Raw genomic sequence first — 20,753 nt, 5'->3', positions numbered from 1 at the left:
AGTAGCGTGGAGGGGTGCAGAGAAGACGAGGGCGCCGTGCGCTGAAGGGGATCCTCTGGGGGCTGGTGATCGTGCTGGTGCTCGGCGCCGGCGGCATCGTCGCCTGGAGCCAGATCGGGGTCATGGCCGCCGAGTCCGAGCCCCTCGCGGACGTGCGGGCGAACCCGGCCATCACGGTGGATGACGCGGAGCAGGGCATCGTCCTCGCTCCCGCGGACGGAGACTCCGACCTCGGCCTCGTGTTCATTCCCGGGGCCAAGGTCGACCCCTGGGCGTACGCCCCGATCCTGCAGGGCCTCGCCGAGCAGGGCGTCACTGTCGTGATCACCCGGCCGTGGCTCAACCTCGCCTTCTTCGATCTGCGCGGACTCGACGCGTTCACCTCGGCCGATCCGGACATCGACACCTGGTCGGTCGGCGGGCACTCGCTCGGCGGTGTGCGCGCCTGTCAGCTCGCAGAAGACGCCGATGCGCTGGTGCTGTTCGGCTCCTACTGCTCGACCGACCTGTCCGCGACCGATCTGCCGGTGCTCAGCCTGTCGGGCAGCGAGGACGGGCTCTCCACGCCGCAGAAGATCGCGGATGCCCGTGACCAGCTGCCGGCCGATGCCGAGCTGATCGAGATCGACGGCGCCTCACACGCATCGTTCGGCGACTACGGGCCCCAGGCCGGTGACGGCACCCCGACGATCTCCGCCGAGCAGATGCACGCCGACGTCACCGAATCCCTCGGCGCTTTCCTCGACGCGCTCGAAGACCGCGCGCGCTGAGCGCGAGGACTCACCCGATGCGCGAGATCAGCGCGTCGAGTCCCATGCCGTAGTCGATCCGCACCACCGGCAGCGCGAGCTTGTCCGTCCCGATCTCGACATAACCCGGTTCGATCGTGCGCGCCATCTCGAAGCCCGCCTGTGCGACGCCCTGCTTGGCGGTGTCGTCGAAGTGACCGAACGGATAGGCGATCACCTCACGGACGCCGAGGATGTCGCCCGAGGTGTCGAGGTCCGCGGCGATCTCATCGGCGGTCCAATTGACCATCCGGCCGTCGCCGTCTGCGCCCGCCCGGTGCATGTCGTGCGTGTGCGAACGACGGAGGACGTAGATGGACGGCGGCGGATCCTGCCGGTACGCGGTGACCATGAACGATGTCGCGAGCACCCTGTGCTTCTCCACGACGGGTACGGCGAGGTCGAACCAGGTCTGATCCGCGTCGTCGTCCGTGATGATCACCGAGCGGGCGGGCAGGAAGAGCCGCCCGTCGATGAAGGCGCTGAGCTCGTCCCAGGTCGGCAGGTAGAAGCCGGTCGTCGCGATGTGGTTCATCTGCGCATCGAAGTCGCCGATGTAGGCGTAGTTTCCGCGCAGCCAGCCCTTCTCGCCTTCGGGGGCTGCGGTGAACTGGTGGTACATGAGGATCGGGACCCTCGTCGCCTCGGCGCCGTTCTCCTCCGGTGTCGTCCAGCCGGCGTGCAGCTCGACCTGCTGGTCCTCGCAGACCACCGGATCAGCGCCGTTCACCCGGGCGGCGGGGTCGAACGACCCCGCCGCGGCCTGAGTCGAGTACCAGCCCGCGAAGACGCGCCCCTCGGCGACCGGGATCGGCAGGCCCTGGTACAGCGCGTTCTGCCATTGGAGTACCGGCTCGACCGGAGCCTCCTCACCGACGAACGTGACCGCGCAGGCGAGCGGGTCGTCGGCGTCGGCGACCAGCTGCTGGGCCGGAGTCAGTGGACGATCGATCATCTCCGAACCCGCACGCGGCACCGGTTCGGCGACGTCGCGGTTGAGCCACAGAAACGCTGCGGCGGCGCCGCCGATGGCCGCGACGGCCGCACTGATGATCAAGACGGCGCCGAGGCGCCGCTTCCCCCCGGAAGCCACAGATCAGGCGTCGAAGCCGTCAGCGATCATCTCCACGAGCTCTTCCCGCTCCTCGACCGGGAGGAATGCGGCTGCCGCGGCGTTGAACTGGAACGTCTCGAGGTCATCGAGGTCGTACTCGAACGCGTCGACCAGCAAAGCCAGCTCTCGCGTGAGCGACGTGGCGCTCATCGTGCGGTTGTCGACGTTGACCGTGACGGCGAAGCCCAGCTGATAGAGCAGATCGAACGGGTGGTCGGCGAGAGTGTTCCCCCACGCGGCGATCGCCCCCGTCTGCAGGTTCGACGACGGCGAGAGCTCGAGCGGGATCTCCCGATCGCGCACCCAGCGGGCGAGCTCCCCGAACTGCACCTGCACCTCGTCGCCCTCCTGCGTGACGACCTGGAGGTCTTCGGCGATGCGGACGCCGTGACCGAGTCGCAGAGCGCGGCCGTCCAGCAGCGCAGAGCGGATCGAGGCGAGTCCTGCCGCTTCGCCCGCGTGCACCGTGACGGGGAAGAAGTGCTCCGCGAGGTAATCGAACGCCGCGCGATGGTTCGACGGCGGGAAGCCGTCCTCGGGACCGGCGATGTCGAAGCCCACCGCACCGCGTCCGCGGAACGAGACCGCCAGTTCGGCGATCTCGCGTGCCCGGTCGGTGTGACGCATCGCCGTGATCAACTGACCGACCCGGATGCTGCGGCCCTCGCGGTCCGCGGCTTCCTCTCCCTCTTCGATGCCCTGCTGCACGGCCTCGACGGTCTGTTCCAGGGTGAGGCCGCGAGCGACATGCTGTTCGGGGGCCCAGCGCACCTCGCCGTAGATCACGCCGTCGGCGGCCAGGTCCTGGACGAACTCGCGGGCGACGCGCGTGAGTCCCTCGGGCGTCTGCATCACCGCGGTCGTGAGGTCGAAGGTCTTCAGGTAATCGACGAGGGAGCCCGAGTCGCTCTGCTTCGCGAACCACCGGCCGAGTGCGGCGGGATCGGATGCCGGAACCTCGACCCCTGCGGCATCCGCGAGCTCGATGATCGTGGCGGGCCGCAGCGAACCGTCGAGGTGGTCGTGCAGCGACACCTTGGGCAGGCTCCGCAGGGAGATCCCCTGGATGGTGACGTCGCCGTTCGCATCGATCGACATGGTGATCCTCTCGGTCGCGGAAGTGCTCAGTTCAGGCTAGTGGTCGGCGGTGATGCGCTCGCGCACGATCGGACCGCGCTCGAACTTGGTCGCTGAGCCTGACGAAGCGTCGTTCCCGATCTCCCAGGAACCCTCGAGCGCCTCGATCGCCCGCGGGAAGCGCGCGTCATCGGCCGCCGAGAGCGTGAACAGCGGCTGCCCCGCCGTGACGCGATCGCCGGGCTTGGCGTGCAGGTCGATTCCGGCCTCGAAGATCACCGGATCCTCGGCGCGGGCACGCCCGGCGCCCAGCCGCCACGCGGCGATGCCGAACGGAAGGGCATCCATGCGGGTCACGACACCGTCGGCGTCGGCGGTCACGACGTGCGTCTCGCGTGCCGTCGGCAGCGCGGCATCCGGATCGCCGTCCTGCGCGCGGATCATCGCCTTCCAGCTGTCCATCGCGCGACCATCGTCGAGGGCGGCCTCCACGTCGGCGTCCGACTTTCCGGCCAGCGCGAGCATCTCCTTCGCGAGGGCGATGGTCAGCTCTCGTACGTCCGCCGGTCCGCCGCCGGCGAGGATCTCGACGGACTCGCGCACCTCGTTGGCGTTGCCGATGGCCAGACCGAGCGGCACGTTCATGTCGGTCAGCAGCGCGGTCGTCGCGACACCCGAATCGGTGCCGAGCGCGACCATGGTGCGGGCGAGCTCGCGGGCTCGATCGATGTCCTGCATGAACGCACCCGATCCGAACTTCACGTCGAGGACGAGCGCGTCGGTGCCTTCGGCGATCTTCTTCGACATGATGCTCGACGCGATCAGCGGGATCGCCTCGACCGTGCCGGTGACGTCGCGGAGCGCGTAGAGCTTCTTGTCTGCCGGCGCGAGCCCGGACCCGGCGGCGCAGATGACCGCGCCGACGTCGCCCTGCATCTGCGCGAACATCTCCTCGTTGCTGAGCGCCGCGCGCCAGCCGGGGATCGACTCGAGCTTGTCGAGCGTTCCGCCGGTGTGACCGAGGCCGCGCCCGCTCAGCTGCGGCACCGCCACGCCGAACGAGGCGACCAGCGGGGCGAGCGGCAGCGTGATCTTGTCGCCGACACCGCCCGTGGAGTGCTTGTCGACGGTCTTCTTGCCGAGGGCGGCGAAGCTCATCCGCTCCCCCGAGGCGATCATCGCGTCGGTGAGCACGCGGATCTCATCGCGCTCCATGCCGCGCTGGAAGATCGCCATCGCGAACGAGGCCATCTGCGCGTCCGAGACGTAGCCGCGGGTATAGGCATCGACCATCCACCGAAGTGCCTTCTCGGGCACGACGCCGCCGTCCCGCTTGGAGCGGATGACGTCCACTGCGTCGAATGGCTCGATGCTCATGCCTTCACCTCTGGTCCCTGAGCCTGCCGAAGGGCGCGCGGCCCGAACGCGTCGGGCAGCACCTCGTCGATCGTGCGGATGCCGGAGACGGTCTCCAGCAGCATTCCGGGCATCGCGTGCTCGAACAGCAGCTGACGGCAGCGGCCGCAGGGCATGATCGTCTGCCCGTCGTTGTTGACGCAGACGAACGCGACCAGCTGTCCGCCGCCCGACATGTGCAGGTCGCCCACCAGCGCGCACTCCGCACACAGGGTCACGCCGTAAGAGGCGTTCTCCACGTTGCAGCCCGCCACGATCCGTCCGTCGCCGACGAGTGCCGCCGCACCCACGCGATAGCGCGAGTAGGGTGCGTACGCCTTCGTCATGGCATCGGTCGCGACCTGACGCAGCTCGTCCCAGTCGATGTCAGTCATGTGTCTATCCCTTGATGTACGGCTTGCCGTCGGCAGCCGGGGCGCGGACCTTGCCGGCGAAGCCGACCACCGCGAGCACCGTGACCACGTACGGCAGCATCTTCATGAATTCGCCCGGGATCGGGGATCCGAGATTGCTCAACAATGTCTCGAGGTTCATCGAGAAGCCGAACAGGAACGCGGCGAGCGTCGCCCGCACCGGATCCCACCCACCGAAGATGACGGCGGCCAGGGCGATGAAGCCGAGCCCATCGGTCATCTCCTTGTCGAACGCGCCGACAGACCCCAGCGTGAAGTAGGCGCCGCCGATGCCGGCGATGGCGCCCGCGAGCAGCAGATTCCAGAATCGCGTCGGATTCACCTTGATGCCCACGGTGTCGGCCGCCTGCGGGTGCTCACCGACCGCGCGCAGACGCAGACCCCACTTCGAGCGGTAGAGCGCCCATGCCACCACGGGGATGGCGATGTACATGAGGTAGACGATCAGCGTCTGATTGAACAGCACCGGGCCGATCACCGGGATCTCGTGCAGCAGCGGGATCTGTACGCGCGGCAGTCGCGGTGGCGAGTTGAACAGCGTCTCGTTCTGCTTCATCACGGCGCCGTGCAGGAAGCTCGTGAGCCCGGTGATGAGCACGTTGAGCACGACGCCGACGATGACCTGATCGACGATGTAGCGGATGGCGAAGAGCGCCAGCACCGATGCCACCAGCGCGCCGCCGACCATCGCGGCGATGAGACCGAGGATGTAGTTTCCCGTCATCGAGGCGACCAGGGCGGACGTGAATGCGGCGAGCAGGAACTGCGCCTCGATCGCGACGTTGACGACACCGGCGCGCTCGCCGATCACGCCGCCGAGGGCTCCGAACACCAGGGGGACCGAGAGCGACACCGCGCCGAACAGCAGACCGGTCACCGGCACCAGGCCGTCTGCGGCAGACCAGGTCAGGAACGCGAAGACGGCGACGAAGGCGAAGACGATCGGCAACCAGAGACCGACCCGCTGATACCGCAGCACGCGGAGCGTGGCGTAGGCCGTGAGCAGGGCGAGGAGGATGGCGCAGACGAGGACGGTCGGCCAGGTCGGCACCCCGACGTCCGGCAGGGCGAAAGACGACGTGCGATCGGCGAGGCGGAAGACGCTGGTGCCGCTGCGGCCCGCCGGGAGAGCGAGCAGCAGGATCAGTACCGTGGCGATCCCGAGGGAGATCGGCAGCTTGAGACTGCGCTGACGCACGGTCTCGCGCAAGATCGTGCCGTCTGCGGCGGTGGTGGCTGCGATGGCGCTCACGCGGCCACCTCCTTCTTCGCGTTCTTCACACGCGGGGTGCGGGTCTTCGAGCCTTCCTTCGGAAGGAAGAAGATCGCGCGGATCAGTGGCGGGGCCGCGATGAACAGCACGATCAGCGCCTGGACGACCAGCACGATGTCGACCGGGATGTCCTGCGACGTCTGCATCGTGAAGCTGCCGGCCTTGAGCGCGCCGAACAGCAGACCGGCCCAGAGGACGCCGAAGGCGCGGCTCCGTCCGAGCAATGCCACGGTGATCGCATCGAACCCGATGCCGGCGTCGATGCCGTTCTCGAAGCCGCTCGTGATCGTGCCGGACATCTGGTTGATGCCGGCAAGACCGGCGAGAGCACCGGCGATTCCCATCGCGTACACGATGGTGCGTCCGACGTTCACGCCGGCGGCGCGGGCCGCGTGCGGGTTCTCCCCCACGGCGCGCATGCGGAAGCCGAGGCTGGAGCGCTCGATGAGCCACCAGACGAAGAGCACGGCGAGGAGAGAGACGAGGAACCCGGCGTTCACCGACAGCGGGGCGGTGAACAGCAGCGGGAACCGCGCGGTCTCCGGCGTCGGCGCCGAGATCGGCTGAGAGCCGCCCGGTCGCTGCAGGAGGCCAGGGGTCGCGAGCAGCCAGGAGATGAAGTAGTACGCGATGAAGTTGAGCATGATCGTCATGATCACCTCGTGCGCGCCGGTCTTGGCCTTCAGGAACCCGACGAGACCGCCCCAGACCATGCCGCCGATCAGGCCGGCGATGATGGTGAGCGGCAGGTGGATGAAGATCGGCGCCTGCACGGTGAAGGCGACGGTCGCCCCCGCGGCGACACCCATGAGCATCTGTCCGCGACCACCGATGTTGAACAGGCCGACGCGGAATGCGAGGGCGACACCGAGGCCGGCAGCGATCAGGGGCGTGGCGAAGTTGAGGGTGTCGGTGATCGGCTTGATCGCCCGCAGGAAGTTCGGCGCGTTGTAGTTGTAGATCGCGCCGCGGAACAGGGCCGCATACGCCCCGGAGATCGCCTCCCAGATCGCCGAGAAGGTGTCAGCCGGCCGCTGGAAGAAGTAGCCCAGTGCCGACTGCACGCTCGGGCTGGTGGTGGCGATCAGCAGGCCGCCGATCAGCATGGCCAGGACGATCGCCAGGAAGGCGCGCACGGCGCCGCCCGCGAGGATGTCTCTGATCAGGGTGTTCTGGCGGGGTGCCGGCTCCACCTCGGTGTTCTTCGTCGTGACCTCGCTCACGAAGCGACCTCCTTCTCCGTCGCGCTCGGCATCTCGCCGGCCATCATGAGTCCGAGCACTTCGCGCGGCGCATTCCCCGGCACGATTCCGACGATGCCACCGCGGTACATCACGGCGATGCGGTCGGCCAGCGCCGAGACCTCGTCGAGCTCGGTGGACACCACGATCACCGGGACCCCGGAGTCCCGTGTGGCGACGACGCGCTCATGGACGAACTCGATCGATCCGACGTCGATGCCGCGGGTCGGCTGCGAGGCGACGAAGAGCTTGAGCTCCCGGCTCAGCTCCCGCGCGAGCACGACCTTCTGCTGGTTTCCGCCGGAGAGCCGGCCCGCCGCGGCATCCGGTCCCTGCGTGCGGATGTCGAACTCGTCGATCTGCGCTCGCGCGAACGTGTCGAGCGCGCCGCGCTGGATCGTGCCGCCGCGGAAGAACGGGGCGCCGTAGGTCGAGCGGTTGAGGATGAGGTTCTCCGCGACGCTGAACTCGCCGACGAGCCCGTCCTCCTTGCGGTCTTCCGGGACGAAGCCGACCCCGGCGTCGATGACGCCCTGGACGGAGCGGCCGAGCAGCTCTTCGCCATCGAGCGTGATGCTGCCGGTGGCCCTGCTCTGGAGACCCATGATGGCCTCGGTGAGCTCGGTCTGCCCGTTGCCCTGCACCCCGGCGATGGCCAGGATCTCGCCGGGCCGGACCTCGAAGCTCACGTCGTTGACGACGACCTGCCCCGCGTCGTCGATGACGCGGAGTCCCTGGACGACGAGGCCGCCGCTGCGCAGGTTCGGAGCGTCCTTCTGCACCGTGAGCTCGACGGCGCGGCCGACCATGAGGGCCGCCATCTCGGTGTTGGACGAGCCGGGGTCGGCTTCGCCGACGACCTTGCCGAGACGGATGACCGTGATCTTGTCCGCCACTTCGCGGACCTCACGGAGCTTGTGGGTGATGAAGACGATCGCGGTTCCCTCGTCACGCAGCTGCCGCATGATGTTCATCAGCTCATCGGTCTCCTGCGGGGTGAGCACGGCGGTGGGCTCGTCGAAGACCAGCACCTTCGCGTCGCGCGACAGGGCCTTGATGATCTCGACCCGCTGCTGCACGCCGACCGGGAGGTCGCCGACGACCGCATCCGGATCCACCTCGAAACCGAAGCGCTCGCTCACCGCGCGCACGTGCGCGCGGGCGGCGGCCAGATCGAGGCGGCCGGCGAATCCGGTCTGCTCGTGGCCGAGCATGACGTTCTCGGCGACGGTGAAGACCGGGATGAGCATGAAATGCTGGTGCACCATGCCGATGCCGGCGGCCATCGCATCTCCGGGACCGGCGAAGTCCTGCACGACGTCGTCCAGGAGGATCTCGCCCTCGTCGGCGGTGTAGAGGCCGTAGAGGACGTTCATCAGCGTCGACTTCCCCGCGCCGTTCTCACCGAGCAGGCAGTGGATCTGCCCCGGCTCGACGGTCAGGCTGATGTGGTCGTTCGCGACGAGGGAGCCGAATCTCTTGGTGATTCCGCGGAGCTCGAGCTTCATGGTGCCAATCTATCGATCAGTGGAGCGGCCGGACAGATGAGACATCTGTCCGGCCGCGTCCTGTACTGCTGTGCTGATTACGGCGCTGCCGGCGATGCCGGCGACTCGACCTTGATCGAGCCATCGATGATGCCGTCCTTGATCGCCTTCAGCTCGTCGGCGAGGGCGGGGTCGACCTTGCTCTCGAAGTCGTGGAACTCCGAGAGGGCGACGCCGTCGTTCTCGAGGACTCCGACGAACGGGGTCGGGTCGAAGTCGCCCGTCGAGGCCTCCATCACGGCGTCGTAGACGGCGACGTCCATGCCCTTCTGGATCGAGGCGAGGAGGAGGTCGGCGACGGTCGGGTCAGTCGTGAACACATCCGCGTCCGTACCCATGAGTGCGATGTTGCCACCGGAGTCGCGGATCGCCTGAGCGGCCGACTGGTAGATCGGGCCACCGACGGGGAGGAGCACATCCGCACCCTGGTCGATGATGCCCTGAGCGACCTGCTTCGCCTTGTCGTTCGCCGCGAACTCGTCGGTGAACTGGCCCTCCTGCGAGTCGATGCTCCAGCCGACGACCTTGACGTCCTCGCCCTTCTCCTCGTTGAAGTACTTCACGCCCAGCTCGAAGCCGTCCATGAAGATCGTCACCGGCGGGATCTTGGCGCCGCCGAAGGTGCCGACGGTGCCGGACTCGGAGTACGACGCGGCCGCGTAGCCGCCGAGGAACGCCGCCTGCGCGGTGTCGAAGACGAGCGGCTTGATGTTCGGAGCATCGGTCTTGCCGTCGCCCATGTCCTTGCCGGCGTCGTCCTTCGCGCCGGTGTTGTCGGCGAAGTCGTCGATGATCGCGTACTGGATGTCGGGGTTGGCGGTCGCGGCCTCGATGGTCGGGGCGCTGAGCTTGAAGCCGACCGAGACGATGAACGTGCAGCCCTCGGATGCGAGTGCGTCGAGGTTGGACGCGTAATCGCTGGCGGACTTGGACTCGGTCTTGCTGACCTCGACGCCCAGCTCGTCAGCAGCCTTGGTGAGGCCCTCGAACCCGAGCTGGTTGAACGACTTGTCGTCGAAGCCGCCCTCGTCCGAGACCATGCAGGGCTTGAAGCCGTCGACCGCGGAACCGGCGTCGCCGCCGTCGTCTCCCGAATCGGTCGGCGCCTGGCCACAGCCGGCGAGTGCGAAGATGACGCCCGCGGCGAGCGTCGCGCCGAGCAGCTTCTTGGTGGTGGAGATGGTCAACTGATGCCTCCCTCAACGAACCGCGGCCATCGCGGATCGCTCAAAGTTACCTACTGTTTCACCGTTTGTGCATACTCCGGCCGCACGCGCTGTCGAAAGGTTACAAAGCTGGAATCAACCCGGCCGATGAGCATGGAGGTGTGCTCATCAGAGCACGTCGCCCTGCCCGTTCAGCTTGAGGGACTCCACCACGCCCTTCACCCGCTGCGCATGCTGGACCGTGGTGACCAGAAGCGCGTCGGGGGTGTCGACGACCACGATGTCCTGCACGCCGATCAGACTGATCACGCGCGAGGTCTGGCTGACGAGGATCCCACTCGCGGCATCCGACAGCACCCGGGCGTTCGGCCCCAGCACCGCGAGGTCGTTCTTCCGACCGTTCGTGATGAGTTTCGTGAGCGACGCGAAGTCGCCGACGTCGTCCCAGTCGAAGTGCCCGGGGACCACTGCGAGCCGCCCCCGCCGGGCCGCGGGCTCTGCGACCGCGTAGTCGATCGCGATCTTCTTCAACCGCGGCCAGATCCGGTCTACGGCCTGACCGCGGCGCTCGCGGTCATCCCATGCCTCGGCCAACTCGAGGAGCCCGGCGTGCAGTTCCGGCTCGTTCGCCGCGAGCTCCTCCAGGAGCACGCTCGCCTTGGCGATGAACATGCCGGCATTCCAGAGGTAGCCCCGATCGGCGATGTACGCCTCGGCGGTCGCGAGGTCGGGCTTCTCCACGAAGCTCTCCACCAGGGCCGCCTCGCGTGCCCGCTCGACGACGAGCTCCGGGCCCTTCTTGATGTACCCGAATCCGATCGCCGGCTCCGTCGGAGCGATGCCGATCGTGCAGATGTATCCCTCGCGGGCGACCTCGACGGCATCCCGGACGGCGAACTCGAACACCCGAGTCCCGCGGATCACGTGATCCGCGCTGAACGAGCCGATGATCACGTCGGGATCGCGTCGGTGCAGGATGGCGGCGGCGAGACCGATCGCAGCCGCGGACTCCCGAGGCTCGGACTCGAGGAAGACGTTCGCGTCCGGAATGCCCGGCAGTTCCGCCTCCACAGCCGCGCGGTGGGCACGGCCGGTGACGACCGCGATCCGGTCCGGCCCGGCGAGCGGCTCCAGACGGTCCCAGGTGTCGCGCAGCAGCGAGTGCCCTGAGCCGGTGAGGTCGTGCAGGAACTTGGGCGCGTCGGCGCGCGACAGCGGCCAGAGCCTGCTCCCGATGCCGCCGGCGGGGATCACGGCGTAGAAGTCCTTGATCGGCTCGGTCATGCTGCCAGCGTAACGGGGACACCGCGCCGGATGACCTCGCGACGACCGGCATACTGCACAATCGACCGGTCAGCCGCTATCTTCATTCCCATGCGCCATCCCCAGAGACGCCGATTCACCCATGCCCGTCGCGCGATCGCCACCGCACTCGCCGTCGCGATGGCCGCCGTGTTCTTCGTACCTGCAGCCGCGTCGGCCGCCGGCGGCGCCGCCGGCGAGGTCTTCGCGCTCACGAACGCGCAGCGCACCAAGGCAGGGATCCCCGCTCTCAAGTCCGACCCCGGGCTCGACGCCGCTGCAGCGGAATGGGCGCGTCATCTCGCCGCCAGCTGCACGTTCGACCACAGCAGCTCGGCCTGGCGAAACGCGCGCATCGCCTCCTTCGGGTGGGTGGCATCGGGTGAGAACATCGCCGCCGGCCAGCCCGACGCACAGTCCGTCGTCACCGGCTGGATGAACTCGACGGGACATCGGGCCAACATCCTCGACAAGCGCTACACCGGGCTCGGCGTCGGCTATGCCACCGGGAAGTGCTACCGGACCTACTGGGTGCAGATCTTCGGCATCGGCTCGCCGGTGAAGAGCCTTTCCGGCGGTGCGGGCGACCTCACGGGCGATCGCGCGGCGGATGTCCTCGCCCGCACCTCGACGGGCGACCTGAAGATCTACCCCGGGAACGGGAACGGCGGTTTCAAGGCGGCTTCGACCGCGATGTCGGGATGGGGCGCGCGGCCCTTCACGACGCTCGGCGACTTCTCCGGCGACGGCGTCCCCGACATCGCTCGCACCGAGAGCGACGGCCGGCTGATGCTCTACGCCGGCAACGGGAAAGGTGGACTTCGCGCCCCGGTGAAGATCGGCAACGGATGGGCGCAGTTCTCCCAGCTCATCGGCGGCATCGACTTCGACGGGGATCGTCAGACCGATGTGATCGCCCGCACCAAGTCCGGCGACATGCTCCTCTACCGCGGCAACGGGCGCGGCGGGTTCATCGCGGGAAACAAGAAAATCGGCAGCGGGTGGGGCACCCTGAACTCGATCTTCTACGCCGGCGACTTCACCGGTGACTCGCGCGGTGATGTCATCGCCCGCAGACCCGACGGGACACTCTGGGTGTATCCGACCAATGGGAAGGGCGCCTGGGTGACGGCACGGCAGATCGGCCGGGGGTGGTCCGCGATGACGGCGATCGTCGGCGGCGGCGACTTCGACGGCAACGGTACGCAGGATGTGCTCGCCCGCAACAGCGCAGGAAGCCTCGTGCTCTACGGCGGCACGGGCCGTGGCGGCTTCCTTCCGAGCCGGATCGTGGGCAACGCCTGGAACGGAATGGCGCAGATCGGCTGAACGAGGCACATTCCTTCTCTCGACGTCGAGATAGTTAGGCTCCCCTTCGTCGCTCCCCCGCCGTGGACGGGAATAGGATGGACACCGATCGGGCGTGCCTGACACTTGCGCAGCACGCGACCGAGTCACATCGATCCAGGGAGGACGACCGTGTCCACAAGCGCTCGCTTGACACCGTCGATTTCGGAAACCACTTCCAAGACTCCTCGCGGCACCCTCTACCGGGGTCGCGAAGGCATGTGGTCGTGGGTGCTTCATCGCATCACCGGAGTCGCCATCTTCTTCTTCCTGTTGGTGCACGTGCTCGACACGGCGCTGATCAGGGTGTCGCCGGAGGCGTACAACGCCGTCATCGGCACATACAAGAACCCGGTCATGGCGCTCGGCGAGGTCGTGCTCGTGGCGGGCATCGTCTTCCACGCCATGAACGGTCTGCGCATCATCGCGATCGACTTCTGGTCGAAGGGCGCCAAGTACCAGCGCCAGCTGTTCTGGGGCGTCCTGGCTGTCTGGGTCGTCATCATGGCAGGCTTCGTGCCCCGGCACCTGATGCTCGCGTTCGCCGGCTTCGGAGGAGGACACTGATGGCCACGCAGACCGTCGACGCTCCGGTGCGCCGTCAGCGCAGGTTCAACCTCGAGAAGTGGGGATGGATCTTCATGCGGCTGTCGGGCCTCGTGCTCGTCGTGCTGATCTTCGGGCACCTCTTCATCAACCTGATGGTCGGCGAGGGCATCCACGCCCTCGACTTCGCCTTCATCGCCGGTAAGTTCGCCACCCCGTTCTGGCAGTGGTGGGACGTGCTGATGCTGTGGCTCGCGCTGATCCACGGCGGCAACGGCATGCGAACGATCGTCAACGATTACGTGACCACCGAGAAGGCACGCAAGGCGCTCGTCTGGGCCATCGGCCTGGCCGCCGGCCTCCTCATCATCCTCGGCACGCTCGTCGTGTTCACGTTCGACCCGTGCCTGGGCGTCACAGAGGACAGCACCCTCTGGACCGAATGCGCCGCGCTGGTCGGGAACTGAGAAGAAGGCTAAAGAAGAAGTGACTACCGATACCCAGGATTCCGTCGTTCGCGACGGCGTGCACTACCACCAGTTCGACATCGTGATCGTGGGTGCGGGCGGTGCCGGCATGCGCGCGGCGATCGAGGCCGGCTCCGGCGCGAACACCGCGGTGATCTCGAAGCTGTACCCCACGCGTTCGCACACCGGTGCAGCGCAGGGCGGTATGGCGGCGGCCCTCGCGAACGTCGAGGAGGACTCCTGGGAGTGGCACACCTTCGACACCGTCAAGGGCGGCGACTACCTCGTCGACCAGGACGCGGCGGAGATCCTGGCGAAGGAAGCCATCGACGCGGTCATCGACCTCGAGAACATGGGTCTCCCGTTCAACCGCACGCCCGAGGGCAAGATCGACCAGCGGCGCTTCGGCGGCCACACCGCCGAGCACGGCAAGACCCCGGTGCGTCGCGCCTGCTACGCGGCCGACCGCACCGGACACATGATCCTGCAGACGCTGTTCCAGAACTGCGTGAAGCTCGGCATCAACTTCTTCAACGAGTTCTACGTGCTCGACCTGCTGACGGTGAAGGACGCCGACGGCAAGACGCAGGTCTCCGGCGTCGTGGCCTATGACCTGTCGACCGGTGAGCTGCACGTGTTCCAGGCCAAGGCCGTGATCTTCGCGACCGGCGGCTTCGGCAAGATCTTCAAGACGACCTCCAACGCGCACACTCTCACCGGCGACGGCGTCGGCATCGTCTGGCGCAAGGGTCTCCCCCTCGAGGACCTCGAGTTCTTCCAGTTCCACCCGACCGGCCTCGCCGGGCTCGGCATCCTTCTCACCGAAGGTGCGCGAGGCGAGGGCGCGATCCTGCGCAACGCCTCGGGTGAGCGCTTCATGGAGCGTTACGCCCCGACGATCAAGGACCTCGCTCCGCGTGACATCGTCGCCCGCTGCATGGTCCAGGAGGTCGCCGAAGGCCGCGGCGCCGGTCCGCACAAGGACTACGTGCTCCTCGACTGCACGCACCTCGGTGCGGAGGTGCTCGAGACCAAGCTGCCCGACATCACGGAGTTCGCCCGCACGTATCTGGGCGTCGACCCCGTCGTCGAGCCGGTGCCCGTGATGCCGACCGCGCACTACGCGATGGGCGGCATCCCCACGAACAACGACGCCGAGGTCCTCGCCGACAACGACACCGTCGTGCCCGGTCTCTACGCCGCCGGCGAGTGCGCCTGCGTCTCGGTGCACGGCGCCAACCGTCTGGGCACCAACTCGCTGCTCGACATCAACGTCTTCGGCAAGCGCGCCGGCCGCAAGGCCGTCGAGTACGTCAAGACCGCAGAGTTCGTGCCGCTGCCGGAGAACCCGGCCGGCTTCGTCTCAGGAATGCTCGAGGGCCTGCGCAACAACCAGGGCACCGAGCGCATCGCGGTCCTCCGCAAAGCCCTGCAGGACGAGATGGACAAGGGCGCGCAGGTGTTCCGCACCCACGAGTCGCTCGAGCACGTCCTCGGCGTCATCAAGGAGCTGCGCGACCGCTACATGAACGTGCACGTCGACGACAAGGGCCAGCGGTTCAACACCGACCTGCTCGAGGCCGTCGAGCTCGGCTTCCTCCTCGACATCGCCGAGGTCGTCGTCTACGCGGCGCAGAACCGTCAGGAGAGCCGCGGCGGTCACATGCGCGACGACTTCCCGAAGCGTGACGACGAGAAGTACATGAAGCACACCATGGCCTACCTCACCGGCGACCCGCACTCGTCGACCCCGAGCGACCACATCAAGCTCGACTGGAAGCCGGTCGTGTTCACCAAGAACGAGCAGGGCGAGTTCAACTACCCGCCGATGGAGAGGAAGTACTGAGCATGTCCACCGCCATCGCCGAGTCCCCCGCGGACACCGCTGAAGAGACCGCGATCCAGTCGTTCATCGTCACCTTCAACATCCGCCGGTTCGACCCCGAGGTCGACTCCGAGCCGCACTGGGTCGACTACGACGTGGAGCTCTACTCCACGGACCGCGTCCTGGACGCGCTGCACAAGATCAAGTGGGAGGTCGACGGGTCGCTGAGCTTCCGGCGCTCCTGCGCCCACGGCATCTGCGGCTCCGACGCCATGCGCATCAACGGCCGCAACCGCCTCGCCTGCAAGACGCTGATCAAGGACCTCGACATCTCGAAGCCGATCTACGTCGAGGCGATCAAGGGTCTTCCGCTCGAGAAGGACCTGATCGTCGACATGGAGCCGTTCTTCGCCTCCTACCGCGAGGTGCAGCCGTTCCTCGTCGCGAACTCCGTGCCGGAGAAGGGCAAGGAGCGGGTCCAGACCATCGCCGACCGCGAGATCTTCGACGACACCACCAAGTGCATCCTGTGCGCGGCGTGCACCTCGTCGTGCCCCGTGTTCTGGACCGACGGGCAGTACTTCGGCCCCGCGGCGATCGTGAACGCGCACCGCTTCATCTTCGACTCCCGCGACGACAACGCGGCGGTCCGCCTCGACATCCTCAACGACAAGGAAGGCGTCTGGCGCTGCCGCACCACCTTCAACTGCTCCGAGGCGTGCCCGCGTGGCATCGAGGTCACCAAGGCCATCGCCGAGGTCAAGCAGGCGGTTCTCCGCGGCCGTCCCTGACACGCTTCGAGATCACGAGAACGGGCGGACTCCTCCGGGAGTCCGCCCGTTCTGATCGTGTGGATAGGCTGAGAACGTGTCTGATCCTGCTGGCGCTTCCACCGAGCGCGGTCGCCTCGATGCGGCCGTCGAACGCGCGACCGCGCTGACGCATCAGACCCTCGCCCTGTTCCCGGTGCGCGTCTGGCGTCATTTCCTGCAGCACAACGGATTCCTCCTCGCCGCGGGAGTGAGCTACCAGGCGCTCTTCGCCATCTTCGCCGCGATCTACCTCGCCTTCGCCATCGCCGGGCTCTGGCTCGGCGGCAGCACCGCTGCGGTCGCCGGCATCATCGATCTCATCAACAGGTACATCCCCAACCTGATCCGGGATCCGGGCGGCGTGTTCACGCCCGCGCAGGTGCAGGAGATCGCCGCGAACACCACCGGAGTCCTGAGCATCACCGGCCTGATCGCGCTCGGCGCCGTGATCTGGACCGCGATCGGCTGGGTGACCTTCTCGCGCCGGGCCACCAGGGACATCTTCGGTCTGCCGCCCGATCTGCGCAGCTACGTGCTGTTGAAGGCGCGAGACCTGCTCGCCGCACTGATCTTCGGTGTCGCGCTGATCGCCGGTTCGATACTCAGTTCGGCCAGCGCTGCCGTGCTGACATGGATGCTGAGCCTGCTCGGCTGGGATGCCGGATCGGATGGGCTGAACCTCAGCATCCGCATCGGTACCGTCCTGGTCTCCTTCGTGCTGCTCTCCACGGCCCTCGCGGCGATGGTGCGCTTCCTCACCGGCACCTCGCTGCGCGGGAGCACCATCTGGCCGGGCGCGCTTCTGGGCGGCGGCGCGATGACCATCCTGCAGTTCGGTGCGGGTTTCCTGCTGAGCTACACCCCGACCAACCCCCTGCTCGCCACGTTCGCGATCTTCGTGGGTCTCCTGCTGTGGTTCCGCGTCAACGGCGTCGTGATGCTGGTGGCGTCCTCCTGGATCGCCGTCACCGCACAGGACCGTGATCTGCCGCTGCTCGCACAGACCGAGGCGGAGCGTCGTTCGGCAGAGCATCGGACGCTGCTGCTGGCCGCACGCATCCGCGTGCGAGAGGCGGACGCAGCCCGGCGCAACGCGCCGTGGTACCGCGCCTGGCAGGCGGGGCGGACCGTGAAAGAGGCGAGCGCCGAACTCGCAGCGCTCGAAGCCTCGACGCCGGCCGAATCGGAGAATGTCCGAGCCCGCCTCTAGGCTGGGAATCATGCCTCATCTGCGTATCGCCACGGTCAATGTCAACGGGATCCGGGCGGCGGCTCGCAACGGGATGAGCTCATGGCTCGACGCCGCAGACATCGACATCCTCACTCTCCAGGAGGTTCGCGGGCAGGACGAACATATCGAAGCGGCGCTTCCCGGGTGGTCGTTCGTGCACGACGAGGCCACGGCCAAGGGCCGCGCCGGCGTCGCGATCGCCAGCCGCACGCCCGCTCTGACGTCGCGCACCGCCCTCGGTCCCGATGACTTCGACTCGAAGGGCCGCTGGATCGAAGCCGATTTCGTGATCGGCGATCGTCCGCTCACCGTCGTGAGCGCGTATGTGCACTCCGGCGAGGCCGACACCCCCAAGCAGGACGAGAAATGGAAGTTCCTCGACGCGTTCGGCGCACGCCTGGCCGAGCTCGGGGCTGACGACGCCCTGGCGCTCGTGACCGGCGACCTGAACGTCGGCCACCGCGAGCTCGACATCAAGAACTGGCGCGGCAACCGCAAGAAGGCGGGTTTCCTACCTCGCGAGCGCGCCTATTTCGACCGTTTCCTCGGCGAAGCGGATTCTCCGGTCACCGGGGTCGACGGCTCGGTGGGCCCCGGCCTGGGCTGGGTCGACGTGGGCCGTCGGTTCCACGGCGAAGTCGACGGTCCGTACACGTGGTGGTCCATGCGCGGCCAGGCGTTCGACAACGACTCCGGCTGGCGCATCGACTACCACCTGGCCACGCCCGCCCTTGCCGAACGCGTGCAGACGTACCAGGTCGCCCGCGCTGTCGCCTACGACCAGCGATGGAGCGACCACGCGCCGGTCGTGGTCGATTACACCTACTGAGCGTCGACCCGCACGCGTCCGCGAGGCGGTCGCTCAGGCGGTGATGAGCGAGATGATCAGCGCCGCGGCCACGACGACGTAGCCGATCAGGCTCCCCACGTATGCGCTGCCCCGACGCGCGGTCGGGAACATCAGTGGCACGACCATAGCGAGGAAGATCCCTGCGACCAGGGCGAGGAACGTTCCGAAGATGAGTCCATACCCGTGCGGATCGACGGAGCCGAGGCCGAGACGACTGCTCAGCGCGATCCACGCGCAGAACACGAACGGGATCCCCGCCACCACCGTGAGGATGAGCCCGAGGATGCGCACGCCGCGTCCGGGGGCATCACGCGATGTTCGGTTCATCCGTCTCCTCGAGGTGACGGTACCAGCCGCGATACTCCAGCACGGTGCCGAACAGCGGGTTTCGGGCGCGCATGTCGATCGTGCGGCGTCGATGAGTCTCATCCCAGCCGTCCTCCAGGTCGACGGAGATGCCCAGGATGCCGCGCAGTGCGAACCGGCGACCCCACAGGCGCAGCGCCACCCGTTTCGTCCGCATCCGCAGTGCGCCCCGATCCGTCACGCTGCACTCCTCGATGAGTTCCACCCGGCCCCGCGCACCGAGCACGTTGCGGACGAGACCGGGCACCACGCTCTCGGTGAGCCGGTCGGTGATGAACTGCGTCGCGCCGGGGAAGCGGAACTCCCGGATCGTGTCGAGAGTCGCGCGGCCGTCCTCGGTGCGCCCCGGACGGGTTCGGAGGATGAACGGCACATCCCGTGCGTGTCGTGTCACCAGCATCCGAGGTCCGACGACGGGCAGCGCCAGCGCGCCGAGCCGACCGAATCGGCTTCCCGCGACGGCGAAGACACCCTCCGCGGTCTCGGCAGCAGCGGGCGCTCGCAACTGCGCCAGGATCTCCGGGTGCAGACGCTCCGCCTCGGCGCCGAGCGCCGTCAGGAAGACCTCACCTCGCGCACTCACTCCCGCACCTCCTCGCGGACGGGTTTGGCGGTCTCCGGCATCGCGGTGCCGTCGGGGAACTCGCACTGGAAACTCCCCCGGTAACCGAACAGGAAGCCCAGCACGTCGTTGTGCACCTCGAGGTCGATGACGAAGCATCCCTGCTCGTCGTCGAATCGCTCGACCAGCCTCGCGCGTCCGCTGAACAGCATCGGGAATCGGAAGGCGACCGGTCCTTCGTAGAAGCGCTGCTCGCCCGACGTCAACCGCAGTCCGCCGTCCTCCGTGACAGCCAGGTCGAGGTCCACCGCGAGGTGCTGGTGCGTTCCGAGGTAGTCGACGATCCTCCCGCGCGCGGGGCTGTAGATCATCGTCGCGTCGAATCGGCGACGCCGGCCCGGTCGCATCGTCATCGTCCGCACGAACGTCACGGTCTCCCGCCCGAGGCTGTCGATGTAGGCGAAGTTGTCGATCTGGAAAGGGATGTTCCGCCCGCGCTCGGGGAACATGATGTTCCGCATGGTGCCGATCGCGAGGAACGGGAGCGTCCACCACGGCCCGCGCCGGATCTCGGTCATGACGCCGCGGCCCACGCAGCCGTATCCCGCCTCGACGCCCACCCCGAACCGCCGCTGCATCTGCGGATGCAGGCGCGCGAAGTCGGCACCGAGCGCGCGCTCGAACACCCCGGGAGCGGGGCTCACGGACTCACCACCGCGAGGGATGCCGGCGCGTGCTGCATGATGGTGCGTCCGCCGGTGCTGGCCGGACGCGACAGGCACCGCCGGGCACGAGCGCGCGGCCGCCGTCCGGGAAGGAGCGACCGCCACCATCGCGTCTCCTCCGGCGGAACGCCGTCCTCCGCCCAGAGTCGGAGCCGATCGAAGCTCCAGGCCGTGAGCCACCACACGAACGGACGGGTCACGAGCGGATCGAGGACCCGGCCCGCCCAGCCCCACCCCGGCGCGTAGTCGTAGCCGGTGAGGAAGCGCACTCCCTCGGAGGTGGGGATGTAGCGCCAGTACCCTCGTCCTGGCCCCAGCGGCGAGAGCCGGTCAGAGGTGTCGAAGGCGAGAGCGGAGGTGCGCTCCCCCTGCCGCCCGTGCTTGTCACCCAGCGAGACGCCGGTGCCGCGGATGGTGTGGATGCCGAGGTCCAGCTCGTAGGTGAACTCCTGCGCTCCATCCTCCCGCCGCCGCCTCGGGCGGATCGCCGTGAACCGGCCGTCCCAGCGTGCGTGCTGCTCGGGATCCTGGGTGAGCTCCCAGACCGTCTCGATCGGGGCATCGATGAGGATCTCGACATAGAGAGCGCGATCGCGGCGCCCGGGTGTCCGTGCGGTCCGAGGGGCGAGCATCATGCCCTCAGCGTAGACGCCGCTGCGCGCTGACCCCGTCCGGCATCCCCATA

21 protein-coding genes are annotated in these 20,753 nt (G+C 67.9%); 8 read left to right on the top strand and 13 right to left on the bottom strand.

From position 1 onward, the window contains the following. The first annotated feature begins 14 nt into the window (after positions 1-14). The gene (locus QFZ21_RS19850; protein WP_307380958.1) at positions 15-770 is read left to right on the top strand and encodes an alpha/beta hydrolase; all 756 of its coding nucleotides are present in this window, start codon (positions 15-17) and stop codon (positions 768-770) included. Between the two features lie 10 nt (positions 771-780). On the opposite strand, the gene QFZ21_RS19845 is transcribed toward QFZ21_RS19850, so the two are convergent. From QFZ21_RS19845 to QFZ21_RS19805, 9 genes are all read right to left on the bottom strand, one after another. Further along, a complete protein-coding gene (locus tag QFZ21_RS19845; RefSeq protein WP_307380956.1) occupies positions 781-1,845 on the bottom strand; it encodes a polysaccharide deacetylase family protein in 1,065 nt (354 codons plus the stop codon). Between the two features lie 39 nt (positions 1,846-1,884). Continuing rightward, positions 1,885-3,000, bottom strand: coding sequence for an adenosine deaminase (locus tag QFZ21_RS19840; RefSeq protein WP_307380954.1), 1,116 nt, complete (start codon positions 2,998-3,000; stop codon positions 1,885-1,887). A gap of 36 nt (positions 3,001-3,036) precedes the next feature. Further along, positions 3,037-4,356, bottom strand: coding sequence for a thymidine phosphorylase (locus tag QFZ21_RS19835; RefSeq protein WP_307380951.1), 1,320 nt, complete (start codon positions 4,354-4,356; stop codon positions 3,037-3,039). Further along, positions 4,353-4,769, bottom strand: coding sequence for a cytidine deaminase (locus QFZ21_RS19830; protein ID WP_307380950.1), 417 nt, complete (start codon positions 4,767-4,769; stop codon positions 4,353-4,355). Before QFZ21_RS19830 ends, QFZ21_RS19835 begins: the two co-directional genes overlap by 4 nt. Before the next feature lie 4 nt (positions 4,770-4,773). After that, positions 4,774-6,060 (bottom strand): ABC transporter permease, encoded by a 1,287-nt coding sequence (locus QFZ21_RS19825; protein ID WP_373426031.1) that lies wholly within the window; start codon positions 6,058-6,060, stop codon positions 4,774-4,776. Then, positions 6,057-7,304: an ABC transporter permease gene (locus QFZ21_RS19820; protein ID WP_307380949.1), complete on the bottom strand. Its 1,248-nt coding sequence runs from the start codon at positions 7,302-7,304 to the stop codon at positions 6,057-6,059. Before QFZ21_RS19820 ends, QFZ21_RS19825 begins: the two co-directional genes overlap by 4 nt. Then, entirely contained in the window at positions 7,301-8,830 is a 1,530-nt protein-coding gene (locus QFZ21_RS19815; RefSeq protein WP_307380948.1) for an ABC transporter ATP-binding protein, read from the bottom strand. The genes QFZ21_RS19820 and QFZ21_RS19815 overlap by 4 nt, the downstream gene beginning before the upstream one ends. Positions 8,831-8,907: 77 nt before the next feature. Beyond that, positions 8,908-10,056, bottom strand: a complete 1,149-nt coding sequence (locus tag QFZ21_RS19810) for a BMP family protein (protein WP_307380946.1) — start codon at positions 10,054-10,056, stop codon at positions 8,908-8,910. Positions 10,057-10,203: 147 nt separating this feature from the next. Next, positions 10,204-11,319: a mannose-1-phosphate guanylyltransferase gene (locus QFZ21_RS19805; RefSeq protein ID WP_307380943.1), complete on the bottom strand. Its 1,116-nt coding sequence runs from the start codon at positions 11,317-11,319 to the stop codon at positions 10,204-10,206. Positions 11,320-11,409: 90 nt separating this feature from the next. On the opposite strand from QFZ21_RS19805, the gene QFZ21_RS19800 reads away from it, so the two are divergent. From QFZ21_RS19800 to QFZ21_RS19770, 7 genes are all read left to right on the top strand, one after another. Continuing rightward, positions 11,410-12,666: an FG-GAP-like repeat-containing protein gene (locus tag QFZ21_RS19800; protein WP_307380940.1), complete on the top strand. Its 1,257-nt coding sequence runs from the start codon at positions 11,410-11,412 to the stop codon at positions 12,664-12,666. A gap of 150 nt (positions 12,667-12,816) precedes the next feature. After that, positions 12,817-13,251 carry a succinate dehydrogenase, cytochrome b556 subunit gene (sdhC, locus tag QFZ21_RS19795; RefSeq protein ID WP_307380938.1) on the top strand — a complete coding sequence of 145 codons (435 nt, stop codon included), beginning with the start codon at positions 12,817-12,819 and terminating at the stop codon, positions 13,249-13,251. Then, complete coding sequence (locus QFZ21_RS19790; protein WP_307380936.1) at positions 13,251-13,697, top strand: succinate dehydrogenase hydrophobic membrane anchor subunit; 447 nt, start codon at positions 13,251-13,253, stop codon at positions 13,695-13,697. Before sdhC ends, QFZ21_RS19790 begins: the two co-directional genes overlap by 1 nt. Before the next feature lie 19 nt (positions 13,698-13,716). Further along, positions 13,717-15,543 carry a succinate dehydrogenase flavoprotein subunit gene (sdhA, locus tag QFZ21_RS19785; protein ID WP_307380933.1) on the top strand — a complete coding sequence of 609 codons (1,827 nt, stop codon included), beginning with the start codon at positions 13,717-13,719 and terminating at the stop codon, positions 15,541-15,543. A gap of 2 nt (positions 15,544-15,545) precedes the next feature. Continuing rightward, entirely contained in the window at positions 15,546-16,313 is a 768-nt protein-coding gene (locus tag QFZ21_RS19780) for a succinate dehydrogenase iron-sulfur subunit (protein ID WP_307380931.1), read from the top strand. Positions 16,314-16,389: 76 nt separating this feature from the next. Then, positions 16,390-17,544 carry a YihY/virulence factor BrkB family protein gene (locus QFZ21_RS19775; RefSeq protein WP_307380928.1) on the top strand — a complete coding sequence of 385 codons (1,155 nt, stop codon included), beginning with the start codon at positions 16,390-16,392 and terminating at the stop codon, positions 17,542-17,544. Between the two features lie 10 nt (positions 17,545-17,554). Further along, the gene (locus QFZ21_RS19770) at positions 17,555-18,394 is read left to right on the top strand and encodes an exodeoxyribonuclease III (protein ID WP_307380926.1); all 840 of its coding nucleotides are present in this window, start codon (positions 17,555-17,557) and stop codon (positions 18,392-18,394) included. A 33-nt stretch (positions 18,395-18,427) separates the two neighbouring features. Here QFZ21_RS19770 and QFZ21_RS19765 read toward each other — a convergent pair whose 3' ends face one another. Genes QFZ21_RS19765 through QFZ21_RS19750 form a run of 4 tightly spaced genes read right to left on the bottom strand, consistent with a single transcriptional unit; the run spans position 18,428 to position 20,703 of the window. Next, positions 18,428-18,742, bottom strand: a complete 315-nt coding sequence (locus tag QFZ21_RS19765) for a hypothetical protein (RefSeq protein WP_307380924.1) — start codon at positions 18,740-18,742, stop codon at positions 18,428-18,430. After that, positions 18,723-19,364: a DUF4166 domain-containing protein gene (locus QFZ21_RS19760; RefSeq protein WP_307380922.1), complete on the bottom strand. Its 642-nt coding sequence runs from the start codon at positions 19,362-19,364 to the stop codon at positions 18,723-18,725. Before QFZ21_RS19760 ends, QFZ21_RS19765 begins: the two co-directional genes overlap by 20 nt. After that, on the bottom strand, positions 19,361-20,047 hold the full coding sequence (locus QFZ21_RS19755; protein ID WP_307380920.1) for a DUF4166 domain-containing protein: 687 nt from the start codon (positions 20,045-20,047) through the stop codon (positions 19,361-19,363). The genes QFZ21_RS19760 and QFZ21_RS19755 overlap by 4 nt, the downstream gene beginning before the upstream one ends. Next, a complete protein-coding gene (locus QFZ21_RS19750) occupies positions 20,044-20,703 on the bottom strand; it encodes an SRPBCC family protein (protein WP_307380918.1) in 660 nt (219 codons plus the stop codon). Before QFZ21_RS19750 ends, QFZ21_RS19755 begins: the two co-directional genes overlap by 4 nt. Between the last annotated feature and the right edge of the window lie 50 nt (positions 20,704-20,753).

It is taken from the genome of Microbacterium sp. W4I20, assembly GCF_030816505.1.
In the GTDB taxonomy this organism is placed as follows: Bacteria; Actinomycetota; Actinomycetes; order Actinomycetales; family Microbacteriaceae; genus Microbacterium.
The sequence above is the reverse complement of the archived record's forward strand: the minus strand, read 5'-3'. Positions and strand labels throughout refer to the sequence as shown.